14 protein-coding genes and 1 pseudogene are annotated in these 14555 nt (G+C 70.0%); 4 read left to right on the top strand and 11 right to left on the bottom strand.

The features are described 5' to 3' along the window. Nucleotides 1-5 precede the first annotated feature (5 nt). Entirely contained in the window at nt 6-875 is an 870-nt protein-coding gene (locus EZM51_RS00155; protein WP_136706067.1) for a sigma-70 family RNA polymerase sigma factor, read from the bottom strand. 77 nt (nt 876-952) lie between these two features. On the opposite strand from EZM51_RS00155, the gene EZM51_RS00150 reads away from it, so the two are divergent. Then, nucleotides 953-1732 carry an NAD(P)H-binding protein gene (locus tag EZM51_RS00150; RefSeq protein ID WP_136706066.1) on the top strand — a complete coding sequence of 260 codons (780 nt, stop codon included), beginning with the start codon at nt 953-955 and terminating at the stop codon, nt 1730-1732. Between the two features lie 44 nt (nt 1733-1776). Here the strand turns inward: EZM51_RS00150 and EZM51_RS00145 are convergent, their stop codons facing one another. The 7 genes from EZM51_RS00145 to EZM51_RS00115 all read right to left on the bottom strand — a co-directional run bounded on the left by EZM51_RS00145 (nt 1777) and on the right by EZM51_RS00115 (nt 9498). Further along, nucleotides 1777-2715: an SMP-30/gluconolactonase/LRE family protein gene (locus tag EZM51_RS00145; RefSeq protein WP_211195761.1), complete on the bottom strand. Its 939-nt coding sequence runs from the start codon at nt 2713-2715 to the stop codon at nt 1777-1779. 234 nt (nt 2716-2949) lie between these two features. Continuing rightward, the gene (locus EZM51_RS00140; RefSeq protein WP_136706065.1) at nt 2950-4140 is read right to left on the bottom strand and encodes a serine hydrolase; all 1191 of its coding nucleotides are present in this window, start codon (nt 4138-4140) and stop codon (nt 2950-2952) included. Next, a complete protein-coding gene (locus tag EZM51_RS00135; protein WP_136706064.1) occupies nt 4137-4970 on the bottom strand; it encodes an ATP-binding cassette domain-containing protein in 834 nt (277 codons plus the stop codon). Before EZM51_RS00135 ends, EZM51_RS00140 begins: the two co-directional genes overlap by 4 nt. After that, nucleotides 4967-5926, bottom strand: a complete 960-nt coding sequence (locus EZM51_RS00130; protein WP_136706063.1) for an ABC transporter ATP-binding protein — start codon at nt 5924-5926, stop codon at nt 4967-4969. Before EZM51_RS00130 ends, EZM51_RS00135 begins: the two co-directional genes overlap by 4 nt. After that, complete coding sequence (locus tag EZM51_RS00125; RefSeq protein ID WP_136706062.1) at nt 5923-6816, bottom strand: ABC transporter permease; 894 nt, start codon at nt 6814-6816, stop codon at nt 5923-5925. Before EZM51_RS00125 ends, EZM51_RS00130 begins: the two co-directional genes overlap by 4 nt. After that, nucleotides 6813-7829: an ABC transporter permease gene (locus EZM51_RS00120; protein WP_136706061.1), complete on the bottom strand. Its 1017-nt coding sequence runs from the start codon at nt 7827-7829 to the stop codon at nt 6813-6815. Before EZM51_RS00120 ends, EZM51_RS00125 begins: the two co-directional genes overlap by 4 nt. Nucleotides 7830-7902: 73 nt before the next feature. After that, a complete protein-coding gene (locus EZM51_RS00115; RefSeq protein ID WP_136706060.1) occupies nt 7903-9498 on the bottom strand; it encodes an ABC transporter substrate-binding protein in 1596 nt (531 codons plus the stop codon). Between the two features lie 132 nt (nt 9499-9630). On the opposite strand from EZM51_RS00115, the gene EZM51_RS00110 reads away from it, so the two are divergent. Next, a complete protein-coding gene (locus tag EZM51_RS00110) occupies nt 9631-10530 on the top strand; it encodes a LysR family transcriptional regulator (RefSeq protein ID WP_169053726.1) in 900 nt (299 codons plus the stop codon). Here the strand turns inward: EZM51_RS00110 and EZM51_RS00105 are convergent. The 3 genes and pseudogenes from EZM51_RS00105 to EZM51_RS20930 form a co-directional block, all read right to left on the bottom strand. Then, entirely contained in the window at nt 10508-12100 is a 1593-nt protein-coding gene (locus EZM51_RS00105; protein WP_136706058.1) for a GMC family oxidoreductase N-terminal domain-containing protein, read from the bottom strand. The two genes, EZM51_RS00110 and EZM51_RS00105, sit on opposite strands and share 23 nt — an antisense overlap. A 133-nt stretch (nt 12101-12233) precedes the next feature. Further along, nucleotides 12234-13157, bottom strand: coding sequence for a lytic murein transglycosylase (locus EZM51_RS00100; RefSeq protein ID WP_136706057.1), 924 nt, complete (start codon nt 13155-13157; stop codon nt 12234-12236). 391 nt (nt 13158-13548) lie between these two features. Then, nucleotides 13549-13707, bottom strand: a pseudogene (locus EZM51_RS20930) (DNA alkylation repair protein); the annotation flags it as partial. A 163-nt stretch (nt 13708-13870) separates the two neighbouring features. Between EZM51_RS20930 and EZM51_RS00090 the strand changes: the two are divergent. After that, a complete protein-coding gene (locus EZM51_RS00090; protein WP_136706056.1) occupies nt 13871-14098 on the top strand; it encodes an AbrB/MazE/SpoVT family DNA-binding domain-containing protein in 228 nt (75 codons plus the stop codon). A gap of 2 nt (nt 14099-14100) precedes the next feature. Further along, a complete protein-coding gene (locus EZM51_RS00085; protein WP_136706055.1) occupies nt 14101-14502 on the top strand; it encodes a type II toxin-antitoxin system VapC family toxin in 402 nt (133 codons plus the stop codon). The last annotated feature ends 53 nt before the right edge of the window (nt 14503-14555 follow it).

Below are 14555 nucleotides of genomic sequence, written 5' to 3'. Positions count from 1 at the left end.
TTCGGCTACCCGACCACCCGCTGCACCCCGAGCACCTCGAGACGCGCCGGATCCGCGAGCACGTCGAGCGCGACGATCCGGTCGCCCTCGATCTCGAAGGCCATGATCGACACGACCCGACCGCCCATCACCGCGGCCACACCCGGTCGACCGTCGATGAGGATCGGCGTCGAGTGCGCGGCCAGTCGACCCGAGAGCACCGCCTGCTCGGCGATGGTTCGGGCACCCTCGAGGAGCTGGGTCGACGTGCCGAAGTCGGCGCGAAGCACGGCACCGTCGTCGAGCAGCGCGAGGAGCGCTCCGAGGTCGCCGTCCTGGGCTGCGGCGAGCCACGCGTCCACGATCCGCCGACCCCGTTCCCGGTCGGGTCTCGCCGGCTCATCGGCACCACGCACGCGCCGTCGCGCCCGGGACGCGAGCTGACGCGCGGCCTCGGGCGAGCGGTCGAGCACGACGGCGATCTCGTCGAACGATTGGCCGAACACGTCGTGCAGCACGAGCGCGATCCGTTCGGCGGGGCTGAGCGTCTCGAGGAGCACGAGCAGCGCGACGCTCACGCGGTCGCTCCGGGCGACGAGGTCAGCGGGGTCGGCATCCTCGGCGATGGGCTCGTCGCGCCAGGGCTCGACCTGCCACGAGTGCTCCCGCTTGCGGCGCGGCGCGCGCAGCAGGTCGAGGCTGACCCGTGACACCACGGTCGTCAGCCAGGCCGCGAGATTGTCGATGCTCGCGGCATCCGCTCGCTCGAGGCGAAGCCAGGTCTCCTGCACGGCGTCGTCGGCGTCGCCAGCCGAGCCGAGCAGTTGCGTGGCGATGGCCCGCAGCCGGGGGCGTTCGGTCTCGAACCGCCGAGCCAGGATTCGTCGATCGGTCATGTCACATCTCCTCGAGTTCGTTCGTCGGGATGTCGACGAGGCAGGAGCCTCGAACGTGACATGAGAGGAACTCCATCATGACCGCACCTCTGCTCGTGACCGGCGGCACCGGCAACATCGGCAGCCGCGTGGTGCCGCTGCTGCGCGACGCCGGCCGCGACCTGCGCATCCTCACCCGGCATCCGCGACCGGCCGGGCCCGGCATCCAGCATGTCGCAGGCGACACCGTCGCCGGGCACGGGCTCGCCGCGGCGCTCGACGGCGTCGACGTCGTGCTCCACCTGGCGGGCGGGGCCAAGGGTGACGACGTCGCCGCACGCAACCTCGTGGCCGCGGCACGCGACGCCGGCGTGCGCCACCTCGTGCTCATCTCCGTGATCGGCGCCGACCGCATGCCCATCGGCTACTTCCGTGCGAAGGCCGAGGCCGAGCGGGTGATCGCCGGCTCCGGCATCCCGTGGACCGTGCTCCGGGCCGCACAGCTCCACGACTTCGTGCTCCCGGTCGCGCGGAGCATGGCCCGGATGCCGCTGCTGCCGGTACCCGGCGGGCTCCGCTTCGAGCCGGTGCACGGCGACGAGGTGGCGGCGAGGCTCGCCGAACTCGCACTTGGTGCGCCCTCCGGGCTCGTCAGCGACCTGGCCGGACCCGAGGTGCTCGACGTGACGCGGCTCGTGTCGACGTACCTCGACGTCGCGGGTGGCCGACGACGGCCGCGGCTGCCGATCCGCCTGCCGGGTGCGGTCGGGCGCGCCTATCGCGCGGGAGAGAACCTTGCGGGTGCCGGGGTGCAGCGTGGCACGCGGTCGTGGCGTGAGTACCTGCAGCAGTACGAAACGGTGTCCGTCAGCCGATGACACGTCGGCGGCATCGGCTGGGAGCGGCATCCCTGGCCTCCCGATCACACGGAAGGCGCAGCCGGAGGGTACAGGGCGCCGTTGAAGGTGACCCGCAGGCAGTAGACGGATCGGCCGGCGGTGATGAAGAGCAGGTTGCGCTTCGGTCCGCCGAACGCGAGGTTGGCCACGGACTCCGGCAGGAGCAGCTTGCCGATGAGGTCGCCGTCGGGGGCGAAGCAGTGCACTCCGTCCCACGCGGCGGCCCAGATCCGGCCCTCGGTGTCGACGCGCAACCCGTCGAACCGGCCGTGGTCGCAGGTGGCGTGGATCGCGCCACCCGCGAGCGAGCCATCCGCCAGCACGTCGAAGGCCCGGATGTGGCTCGGCTCCTGACGCGTGTCGGCGATGTAGAGCCGTTGTTCATCGGGCGAGAAGGCCAGTCCGTTGGGGCGGACGAAGTCGTCGGCGACGACGGTCAGGTCACCCGTCGACGGGTCGAGCCGGAAGACGTACTGACCGTCCTGCTCCTGTTCGCCGGCGTTGCCCTCGTAGTCGCCGGCAATGCCGTAGGGCGGATCCGTGAACCAGATCGTCCCGTCGTGACGGACCGCGACGTCGTTGGGACTGTTGAGCCGTCGGCCCTTGTAGGCATCGGCGAGCACGGTGATCGACCCGTCGTGCTCGGTGCGGGTCACTCGGCGGTTTCCCTGCTCGCACGTGAGGAGACGGCCCTGGCGGTCGATGGTGTTGCCGTTGGCGTAGCCGGAGTCCTCACGGAACACCCCGACGGCGTCGGTCGTCTCGTCCCACCGCAGCAGGCGCGAGTTCGGGATGTCGCTCCAGACGAGGTAACACCCCGCCGGAAACCACACCGGGCCTTCGCTCTTGCGTGCCCCGGTGTGGATGCGTTCGACGACGAAATCGCCGTCGAGCCCGTTGAATCGGTCATCCAGGCTCACGAACTGCGCCTCGATGACAGGCACGTCTCGATCGATCGGCATGCGGATCATCCAATCTCGGGCGGCCCGGCCGAACCACCCGTGGTTTCGTGGTGGGGTGCGGACCGACGGCCCGCACCACCTCACTTTCCCCACCCGGGTCGGGTGTTGCTTCGGCACGACGAGAACACCCCCGGAGGCCCGCACGCATGCTCCCGCCGCTGTGGCATCCGCTTCGCACCCGGGCCCGCAGTGCGGCTGAGCTCAGACCGGCGCGGCCTGCCGCAGGTCCGCCGGTCAGCCCGCCGTAGAGCAGATGTCCCGGAAGAGTTCGGCGTGCAGCCGGTTCCATTGTTCGGTGACCGGTTCCGGCAGTGACGAGAACTTCGCGACGACCGTCTTGCTCGCGGGGTCGACCCAGATGAACTGGCCGTAGATGCCGACGGCGTAGTAGTCGCCGCGGTCGCTGCCCGTGATCCACCACTGGTTCGCGTACGACCCGGCGGCATGAACGCGCTGGAACACCGTGCCTGCCGCAGCCGCCGGGTCGCCGCCGGCGCGTGTGCGACGCACCCAATCGGCCGAGACCACCCGTTCGCCCCCGATGACGCCCTCCCCGAGCATGAGCTCACCCACCCGGGCGAGGTCGCGCACGGTGCACGAGATCCCGCCGTTCGCGAACCCGAATCCGCCCGGGTCGACGGTGATGCTCGCGTCGTGCTCGCATCCGAGCCGCGACCACAGGCGCTGCGATACGGCGTCGGCGTAGCGGAGGCCCGTGACGTTCTCGACGATCCAGGCGAGCACGTCGGTGCCGGCCGAGCAGTACCTGAACCGTTCGCCGTGCCGTCCGCCGCCGCGCAGGGTGGCGAGGAAAGCGTAGGTGTCGGCCGGGTCTCCGGCGAGACGGGGCCGCCACCCGGCGACCCGATCCTGGGATTGCACGTGCGAGTCGGGATTGCGGTAGTCCTCGTCGTAGTCGACGTCGACGGTCATGTCGAGCACCTGCTGCACCGTCGCGTCACCGTATGCGCTGCCGTCGAGGGCAGGCACATAGTGGTCCACGCGCTGCGACGGATCGAGGAGGCCCTCGTCGACGAGGGTGCCGACGGTGAGCCCGCAGATCGACTTCGAGACGCTCATGAGCACATGAGGGGTGTGCGGCGTGAAGTCGTCTCGGTAATAGTCGGCGACCACGCGGCCCTCGCGCACGACGACCAGCGCGTCGGTGTAACTCTCCTCGAGGCGGCGCTCGAGGTCGGCGAGAGCGCCGAGCAGCGGCTTCAGGCCGACCCCGGTGTCGATGGTCGTCACGGCGGACCGATGCGAGATCGGCGCGGTCGGCACGAACTCCGCCACGTGCGCGAACGCCCAGCGGTTGTAGGGCGCGTCCTGCCAGGTCTCGAGACTCGGCTCACCGGGTTCGCCGCCGGGGAAGCGCGGCGGATGGGCTGAGCGGGCGAGGCCCGTTGGGAGCGGCGGGGTCACGACAGGATCCTGTTCTCGCTGGGGACGGTGGAATCGGGGCGGAGCTCGTGGAGCGGCACGGCGCCCGGGGTCTCGGGCATCGCGGCGAGGAGCCGCTGCGTGTACTCGTGCGTGGGATTCACGAGTACGTCGGAGGCGGGTCCGACCTCGACGAGCACGCCGTTGCGCATGACCCCGGCGGTGTCGCTCATGTAACGCACGACGTCGAGGTCGTGCGAGATGAGCAGGTAGCTCAGCGAGTGCTCTCGACGCAGTTCCTGCAGCAGGTTGAGCACCTGCGCCTGGACCGAGACGTCGAGCGCGCTCGTCGGCTCGTCGAGCACCAGCAGCTTCGGCCGCGTGGCGAGCGCGCGTGCGATGCCGACGCGCTGGCACTGGCCTCCCGAGAGTTGGTGCGGCAGGCGCTCGGCGTGCGCGCCGGCGAGACCGACCTCGTCGAGCAGTTCACGGGTGCGCTGCGCGAGCGCCTGGCCGCGCAGCTCGGTGTGGGTTCGCAGCGGCTCGGCGATCGACTGCTCGATGGTGAGCCGCGGGTTGAGTGCGGCGACGGGATTCTGGAACACCATGCCGGTGCGGGCGCGGAGCGCTCGCAGGGCGCGGCCGCGCAGGGGGCCGAGAGCTTGACCGTCGATGCGGGACTCACCGGACGTGGGTTCGACGAGCCTGAGCGCACAGCGCGCCACGGTGCTCTTACCCGATCCGGACTCGCCGACGAGGCCGAAGGTCGTGCCGGCCTCGACCTCGAACGAGACCCCGTCGACGGCGCGGACTCGGCTCCCGTGCGCGGTGTAGACCTTCACCATCTTCTCGACGGTCAGCATCGCGCTCATCGTGCACCTGCCCGGATGCAGGCTGCCTCGTGAAGCGGGGCGACGGGTGCGAGACCCGGGTCGATCTCGCCGCAGCGGTCGATCGCGAGCGGGCAGCGTTCCCGGAACGAGCAGCCGGTCAGGCCGAGCAGGTTGCCCGGTACGGCGCCGCGGATCGCATCGAGCGGCTGGCCGGGAACGTGCCGGGCGGGCAACGCCCCGAGCAGTCCTCGGGTGTACGGATGGGCCGGCGCCTTCAGCACCGCGTCGGCGGGCCCGGTCTCGACGACCCGGCCGGCGTAGAGCACAGCGATGCGGTCGCACACCTCGCGCACGACACCGAGGTTGTGGGTGATGAGCAGCACACCGAAGCCGAACCGGTCGCGCAACGACAGGATGAGCTCGAGGATCTGCTTGGCGATGGTCACGTCGAGCGCCGTGGTCGGCTCGTCGAGGATGAGCAGGCGCGGCTCGCAGAGCAGCGCCATCGCGATCATCGCCCGTTGCAGCATGCCGCCCGACAGTTCGTGGGGGTAGCTGCGGAAGATGCGCTCGGGCTCGGGCAGTCCGACCTGCTCGAAGTAGTGGAGGATGTGCGCCGTCGCCGCGGCGCGGCCCATCCGGCGGTGCCGTGCGACGACGTCGCGCATCTGCCGGCCGAGCGTGAAGACGGGGTTGAACGCGGTGCCGGGGTTCTGGAACACGATGGAGATCACGTCGCCGCGGGCGGAGCCGCTGCCGTCGAGCGGCTGCACGACGCCGTCGAGCAGGATCCGCCCACTCGGTACGGCACCCTTCGGCAGCAGTCCGAGCACCGCGAGTGCGGTGAGGCTCTTGCCGCAGCCCGTCTCGCCGACGATGCCCACGACCTCCCCCGGCGCGACGGAGAGGGTGATGCCGCGCACCGGGCGGTTGGTGAGCATGCCGCGCTCCTGGAACGCGACCTCGAGATCGTCGATGTGGAGGAGGTCGGTCATCGCTTCACCTGCCGTGGGTCGAAGAAGTCGCGCAGCGAGTCGCCGAGCAGGTTGAAGCCGAGCACCGTGACGAAGATGGCGAGACCGGGGAAGGTCGAGATCCACCAGGCGGTGAAGATCTGTCCGCGGCCCTCGGCGACCATGAGGCCCCAGTCGGGAGCGGGTGGCTGTGCGCCGAGGCCGATGAAGGCGAGCGAGCCGGCGGCGAGCACGACGGCGCCGATGTCGACGGTGGCCTGCACGAGCACGGGCGTCATGCAGTTGCGCAGGATGTGGCGCGGCAGGATCCGCCAGGCGGGGACACCTGCCGAACGTGCGGCCTCGACGAACGGGCGGTCGCGGAGCGACCGGGCCTCGGCGCGCACGAGCCTGGCGTACCAGGGCCACCAGCTGATGGCGAGCGCGAGGCCCGCATTGGTGAGGCTCGGCCCGAGGATGGCCACGGTGACCATCGCGAGCAGCAGCGGCGGGAACGCCTGGAACACCTCGGTGATGCGCATCAGGACCTCGTCGAGCCATCCGCCCCGATAGCCCGCGATGGCGCCGAGCGGGATCCCGATGGCGGCGGCGATCGCCACGACGAGCAGCGAGATGGTGAGCGCGGGACCGGTACCGATGATGACGCGGCTGAGGATGTCGCGGCCGAGCTGGTCGGTGCCGAACCAGTGCAGCGCGCTCGGTGCGAGGTTGCGATCGGCGACGTTGGTCTCGCCGTATCCCTGTGCCGGGAACGGGGCGAGCCATGGTCCGAACACGGCCAGCACGACCACGAGCACGATGAGGGCGAGGCCGATGGCGGCGAGCCGGTCGGTCCGCAGCACCCGGCCGATGCGGCCCAGGGTGCTGCCACCCATGGGCACGAACGCGGGCAGCGCGGTGGTCGCGGTCATGAGAGCCTCACCCTCGGGTCGAGTCGGGCTTGGATCAGGTCGACGACGAGGTTCGCGATCAGGTAGCCGGCCGCGCCGAGGAGGGTGATCGCCATGATGGCCGGGTAGTCCACGGCGAGCATCGCGCCGACGGCGAACTGTCCGATGCCGGGCCAGTTGAAGACGACCTCCACGAAGAAGGTGCCGGTCAGCGTGTACGCGGCGGCGAGGCCGACGATGGTCATCGTCGGGGGCAGGGCGTTCTTGAGGGCGAGCTTCCAGCGGATGAGCCCGTCGCGCAGGCCGAAGGCGCTCGCCGTGAAGACGTAGTCCTGGCCGAGCACTTCGAGCATCGAGGCGCGGGTCATCCGCGCGATGAGCCCGAGCGGGTAGGCCGCGAGGGTCACGGCGGGCAGCACGAGGTGCGCCAGCCCGTCGCTGTAGGCGATCCAGTTGCCGGTGAGCAGGCTGTCGAGGAGGGGGAAGCCGGTGACGTGAGCGACGGGCGAGACGTACTCGACCTCGGTGCTGAACTGGCCGGTCGCGGGCAGCCAGCCGAGCCGACCCACGAAGAGCACCTGCAAGAGGAGACCGAGCCAGAAGGCGGGCATCGAGACCCCGCCGATGGCGAGGAACCGGATGACGCCATCGATCGCCCTGCCCGGCCGCTTCGCCGCGACGACGCCGAGCACGACGCCGAAGACGACCGCGAGGAGCATCGCCGCGAACAGCAGTTCGAGGGTGGCCGGCAGGCGGATGGCGAGTTCGTCGAGCACCGGCCGCTTCGTCGCGAGGGAGTTGCCCCAGTCACCGGTGAAGAGCCCGCCGAGGTAGTTGACGTACTGCACGATGAGGGGCTGGTCGAAACCGAGCTTCTCGCGGATGCGGGCGAGTTCCTCCGGCGGTGCCTTGGGGCCGGCGTAGACGACTGCCGGATCGCCCGGGATCACTCGCGACATCACGAACACGACGAGCGTGAGCACGAACAGCACGAGCACCGCCGTTCCGAGCCGGCTTGCGAGGAAGCGCAACATGATCACTCCTGGATCGGGATGGGGGTCGGTCGGCCGGGTTTCGGGGAGACCCGGCCGACCGCTCCCCGCGAACTCAGTTCGCGGGGCGGACCGGGGCGAAGAAGGTGGTGAACGGGTAGTTCTCGTTGAAGTCCGCCACCTCGAGCCCCTGGGGCACGACGCTCACGGCCTGCGCGTCGTAGAGGAACACGCCCGGTGCCTGGTCGACGAGCATGTTCATGGCCTCCTCGTACTTCGCCTGCGCGGCCGCACGGTCGCTGCCTGTGAGGGTGCCGGCCTCGTCGATGAGCGCGTCGTACTCGGCGTTGTTCCAGTAGCTGAGGTTGAAGAAGGGCGTTTCGCTGGAGTGGAACAGCGAGTAGAGGTTGTCGGAACCGGCATCGCTGTACGTCGGCCAGTAGTACACGACGAAGATGTCCTGCGCGGTCGCCGGGTCGGCCTTCGCGTTCTCCCACTGCTGGTTGAAGAGTTCGGCACGCACCTCTACGGTGACGCCGACCTTGGCGAACGCGTCCTTGATGAGCGGCACGAAGCGCGCCTCGGCGGAGTTCTCCGACGCGTAGGTGAGGTTCAGCGTGAAGCCATCGGCCTGCCCCGCCTCGGCCAGCAGCGCCTTCGCCTTCTCGAGATCCTGGCTGTACTGCGGCACGTCCTCCGAGTACGGGAAGATGCCCTTGGGCACGGGCCCGTGCGCCTGGGTGCCGTAGCCCGCACCGCCGACCTCGATGATGTCCTCGTAGGGCACCGCGTAGCTGAGCGCCTGTCGCACCTTCGGGTCGTCGAGCGGGGGCCGCGTCGTGTTGAAGAACGCGACGAAGTTGAACGGCGAGTTCGCCGTGCGGACCTCGGAGCCGAGATCGGATGCCACGGTGTCGATGTTCTCGAGCGGCAGGCTGGTCGCCAGGTCGACCTCGCCGGAGGTCAGCATCTGCTGGGCCGTGACCGCGTCGGGCGTGATGGCGATGTCGACGATGTCGTAGTGCGGTGCTGCGTCGTCGTTCCAGTGGTCGTCGTAGGCCTCCAGCACGACCTTCTCGCCCGGCGTGTACGACTTCACCGTGTAGGGCCCGGTGCCGGCGTCGATGCCGGCCTCGAAGTACTGTTCGTCGTCGGTCGATGCGGCGAGCGCCTTCGGCGACACGATCCAGGCACCGTAGGTCGACGCGGCGACGAGATCCATCGGTGCCGAGTAGGAGAGGTGCATGACGACGGTCGAGTCGTCGCTCGCCTCGATCGATTCGAGCGGCGCCCAGATGAATGAGGCGCCGGCGTGGTCCTTCGCGGCGTCGATGCTCGCCTTGACGGCGTCCGCGTCGACCGGCTCGCCATCGTGGAAGGTGGCGCCCTCGCGGATGTCGAAGGTCCAGGTGAGCCCGTCGTCGCTGACGTCCCAGGACTCGGCGATACCGGGAGCGAACTCCTCGGCCGAGCCTTCGGCGTTCTTCCAGAGCAGGGGCTCGTAGACGTTCGCGAGGTAGAGGGCCTCGGTGGAGAACGAACGGACCGGGTCCCAGGTGGTGACCGCTGCCGACGCCGCGACGCGGAGCACCGATGAATCCGCGTTCGCGGTGGTGCCGCCTGCGGTGCAACCGGCGAGGCCGACGACGCCGGCGGCCCCGACGGCCATGAGGGTGAGGGCGCGACGGGTTCGCGCACGAGTGACTGCCATGTCTGCCTCCAAGGAATGTGTTCGCCACCGGGTATCGGGAGATTCGGGCTGCGAAGTGCGGCCAGTCTATGTACATCGAGCAATAACTCTCCAATACTTGGTTTCCGTCAAAGTGATGCTCTGGAGGTATCGATGGATCTTCGGCTGTTGCGCTACTTCATCGCGGTCTGCGAGACCGGCACGTCGCACGGGGCGGCCGCCGCCGTGCGCGTCGCGCAACCCTCGCTGAGCCGCCAGATCAGGCGACTGGAGCAGGACCTCGGGTTCGAGCTGTTCGAGCGTTCGGCGCGAGGGCTGTCGCTGACCGCGGCGGGACGACGATTCCTCCCGGTCGCCGAGGACCTCCTCGCGAGGGCCAGCCAGGCTGCGTCGACCGCCCGTTCCATCGCGCGCGGCACGGTGTCCGACCTCACCGTCGTCGCCGCACCCACGACCGTGACCGACGTCATCTCCCCGTTCATCGTGCGGGCCGGGGCGTCCGGTGTCATCGGCAACGTCATCGAGGCCATGCCCGAGCACGTGTACGCGGCCATCGAACGCGGCGACGCCGACTTCGCCGTCGGCACGCGCATCCCGCCCGCCGAACTGCAGTCGATGGTGCTCGGGCACGCCTACCTCTGGGCGCAGATGCCGAAAGACCACCCGCTCGCCACGCGTCAGAGCATCCCCATGGCGGAACTCATGAAGGAGCCGCTCATCGTCATGAGCCGGGCCCACGGCGTTCGACAGATGCTGGACTCCGCCGCCGCACGCGCCGGACTCGCATTCACCGCCTCGGTGGAGACCACCTCACCGGTGCTCGCGCAGGCCCTCGCCGCCGCCGGCCGCGGCATCTGCGTGCTCTCCGACGATCCGCATTTCGATCTCGCCGCGGTGCCGATCTCCGCGGGCGGAGCAGACCTCATCATCACGCTCTTCGGCGTGTGGGACCGGATGCACTACGCCAGCGCCCTCATCGCGGACTGCCTCGAAGAGCTCAGCGACTTCAACGCCGAGCTCTACCCGCAGATCACGATCGGGCACCGCCGATGAGGTCGGCCGCGCGCTCGCCGATGACCATGGCGGCGGCGTTCGTGTGGCCGCGGATGATCGAGGGCATGACCGAGGCATCCGCGACCCGGAGGCCCTCGACACCACGCACGCGCAGGTGCTCGTCGACGACGGACGCGGCATCCGTTCCCATGCGAGCGGTGCCCACGGGGTGGTAGAGCGTGTGGGCGTACTCGTCGATGGCAAGCGCATCACGCTCGGCACGCGGCATCCCATCGGCGTTCTCAGGGCGGATGAACCGGCGACGCGAGACCCGGCCGATCGCGTCGGACGCGATGAGGTCTTCGCAGACGCCGAGCCCGTGGAGCAGTGCCGCGCGGTCCCTGCCGTCGGGGTCGGTGAGGTACCGCGGGTCGATGCGCGGCGGGTCGAGCGGATTCGCGCTGGCAAGGCTCACCGTGCCGCTGCTGCGCGGCTGCGAGAGGATCGCGCCGATCGTCAGGCCGTGCCCCTGGTGCGTGGTCTGCCCCTGATCGATGAACGCGACGGGCGCGAAGATGAGCTCGAGGTCGGGCAGGTCCAGGCCGGGCTCGCTCTTCAGGTACCCGTAGGCCTCGGCGACGTTGGAGGTGAGCATCCCCGTGCGCGAGATCAGATACTTCGCGAGTTCGCCGAGCCGCTCGGCGGCGAACAGGGTGTCGTCGTCGGCGTCGATGATGAGCCCCGAGACGAGGTGGTCCTTGAGGTTCTTGCCGACCTCTGGCGAGTGCACGACGAGCGGGATGCCGTGCTCGGCCAGTTCGTCACGATCGCCGATGCCCGAGAGCATCAGCAGGTGGGGCGTGTTGACGCTGCCGCCGCTGAGGATCACCTCGCGCGACGCGCAAACGGTGGCGGTGACGCCGTCGCGCACGACCTCGACGCCGACCGCGCGCGTCCCGTCGAACAGCACGCGCGTGGCATGCGACCCGGTCTGCACGGTGAGGTTGCGGCGCCGGCGTGCCGGCTTCAGGTACCCGTCGGCGGCGCTGAACCGTGCACCCCGGCGCTGGTTGACCATCGTCTGCGTGACACCCTCGCGGGCGGGTCCGTTCGCCGCGACCTCGTCGAGCCCGAGCTCGCGAGCCGCGTCGAGGAAGGCGGCGGTCGCCGAACGCGGCGAGCGCTGCGCCTCGATGCTGATCGCGCCCGCGGTGCCGGTCTCGGCGTCGGATGCCCCGCGCACCCGTTCGACCCTGCGGAAGTACGGACGCAGCGCGTTCCACGACCACGATTCGCCGGCGGCATCGGTCCACGCGTCGTAGTCCTCGGGGAACCCGCGGATCCACATCATCGCGTTGATCGACGACGAGCCGCCGAGCACCTTGCCGCGCGGCCAGTAGATGCGCCGGCCGTTCAACTGCGGCTGGGGCTCCGTGTCGTAGTCCCAGTCCAGCTCCGAGTGGAACAGCTTCGAGAACGCGGCCGGGATCCGGATCTCGAGCCGGTCGTCACGCGGGCCGGCCTCGAGCAGCAGCACCGAGTGCGCGGAGTTCTCGGAGAGGCGAGCGGCCACGGCGCATCCGGCCGATCCCGCCCCGACGACGATGAAGTCGTAGGTGGTGGCATCCATTGCGCGCTCTCCGTCGGGGGCCGGGACGAGTTCAGGCTAGCGCGTCGTCGGGTGCGGGCCCGCCATCGGAATGGCGACGACGAATCGAAGGATGCCGCGGGCGCGACATTCGGCCCGATTCTGCGGCACTGCGCTACTCGACCGCCTCCGCGAACCCGATCGCGACCCGCGCGACCTTGTCGACGTAGTCGTTGTCGTGGTTGTACGAGTACACCGCGGCCCGCCACCCGTCGGCGCTGGTCATCGACCCCGACGCGCAGAGGTATCGCGCCGTGGCCAGCGCGGCATCGTCGATCTGGTTCGGGTCGGTCACGTCGTCGCCGTTCCCGTCGCTCGCCCACTCGATCCACGTCGAGGGGATGAACTGCATGGGCCCGACCGCCCGGTCCCACGTGGTGTCGCCGTCGAAGAGCCCACCGTCGGTGTCGGCGATCTTCGCCACCCCGTTGCCGTCGAGCGCTCGGCCGATGATGGTCGGCGACGAGTATCCGTCCGCGTCCAGCACCGAATCGCCGTGGCTGCCGTGATCCGACTCGATCGAGCCGATCGCCGCGATCGTGGTCCAGTCGAGCCCGCACTCGGGCTGCTCCTCGGCGATCGAGACGTGGGCCGACGCGTAGGCCGACAGGGCGCGTTCGGGGATGCCGGTGGCTGCGGCGATCCGCGACATCCACTCGGGCGAGATCTGCGGCACGAGCTGCACCGGGACATCCGAACCCGCCGAGCCCGACAGTCCCGACTCCGGCGATCCGGCCGCCGCTTCGTTCGCCTCGGGCCCGCCGGCCACCTGCTCGCCGGACTCGGGAACCAGGACGACCGGCGGCAGGGCGACGCTCGCCCCCTTGGCGGGCGGCGCCTCGAACCCGCCGGGCTTGGCCGCGATGCCCAGCGTGCTCACGGCGAACACGGACCCGGCCGCCAGGGCGACCACCCCGGTCACGACGCCGACGTAGCCGAGCACCTTCCGTGCGGCTTGCCACGCGCCGGCGGCCCCGGTGGCCCGGTTCGGGCGTCGCTGCTCACCGAACTCGTCGCCGTCGAAATCATCCCAAGACATCGGTGAGCCGCTCCGTTCGAGCGTGGTGGTACAGGTAGCCCGCAGGGTCCGAGGTCACCGCTCCGGCGAGCGATGCACTCCGTGAACCCGTCTCTTCAGGGTACGCGCCGTCCCCGGAATCGGCACCCCGAGGATTCGGGCGACTGGGGCCCGGATGGTCAGATGAGCGACGCCGCCCGGCGCAGGAGCCGGTCGTCCTCGCTCGCCCAGCGAGCGAGGATCCGCCGGGCCCGCGCCGCCTCGGCGCCCTCGAGCCGTTCGACCAGCGGCCGCACCACGTCGACGGCGAGCGGGGTGACGAGCTCGGGCGCGCGCGCATCGCGGAGGAATGCTCCAGCCGCGTGAGATCGGACGCCCCCAGCTCGCTGACACTTCCCTGCAGGAGGACGATCGCCGCGAGCCGTCGCTCGTAGACCGGCGTCGACCACAGTTCCGACGCGAGCGCCGTGATGTCGTCGTGCGTCAGACGCGGATGTCGCCGGCGGGCGTCGCGGATCGTGCCACGAACCGCTCCGACGGATGCCCCGTAGAAGCGCAACCCGCCGCCCACTCGCTCCGCATCCGCGGCCGCCCGCTCGTCGGATGCCTCGGCCTGCAGCGTGCGGTCGATGAACTCGGCGGCGGCGGACGTCACCGTTCGATTCTGCGGCCTGACGGACCACCACCATTTCCTACGTTTCCCGCGTAGTATGTATTACGAGGAGGTCTTACACATGCGTCTCAACAGCAAGGGACAGGTGACGATCCCCGCCGAACTCCGACATCGCCTGGGCTTCTTCGAAGGCGACGAGGTCGAGGTCGTCGAAGACGGCAACACCTTGCGCATCGTTCACGCAGATCCGGTCGGCAGCAGGGGCCGAAGGGCCGTCGCCCGGATGCGCGGCCGCGCCAGCACGACCCGCTCGACCGATGAACTCATGCGCCTTCTGCGCGACGAGTGACGATGGGTGTTCTCGTCGATTCGAACGTCCTGCTCGATGTGTTCACCGACGACCCGGCTTGGGGTTCCTGGTCGGGGGAGCAGCTCGCGCGAGCACTCGACGCCGGGCCGGTCGTCATCGATCCGATCGTCTACGCCGAGGTCTCGGTCGGATTCGCCGAGATCGAGGTGCTCGACGACCTGCTCCCCGCGAACCTGTTCGTTCGCGAGCCACTCCCGTTCTCGGCCGGGTTCGTTGCCGGGAAAGCCTTCCTCGCCTACCGTCGCAATGGTGGTCAGCGGCCGACCCCGCTGCCTGACTTCTACATCGGCGGTCACGCGCTCGTCGCTGGACATGCGTTGCTCACGCGAGACCACCGACGCTACGAGACGTACTTCCCGAAGCTGTCGCTCATCGCACCATGAGCGGTGACGAGGCTCTCGGTCCCCTCACCGTTCGATTCTGACGGCTGGTGTTA

The organism is Agromyces sp. H66, assembly GCF_004959775.1.
Classification (GTDB): Bacteria; Actinomycetota; Actinomycetes; order Actinomycetales; family Microbacteriaceae; genus Agromyces.
The sequence above is the reverse complement of the archived record's forward strand: the minus strand, read 5'-3'. Positions and strand labels throughout refer to the sequence as shown.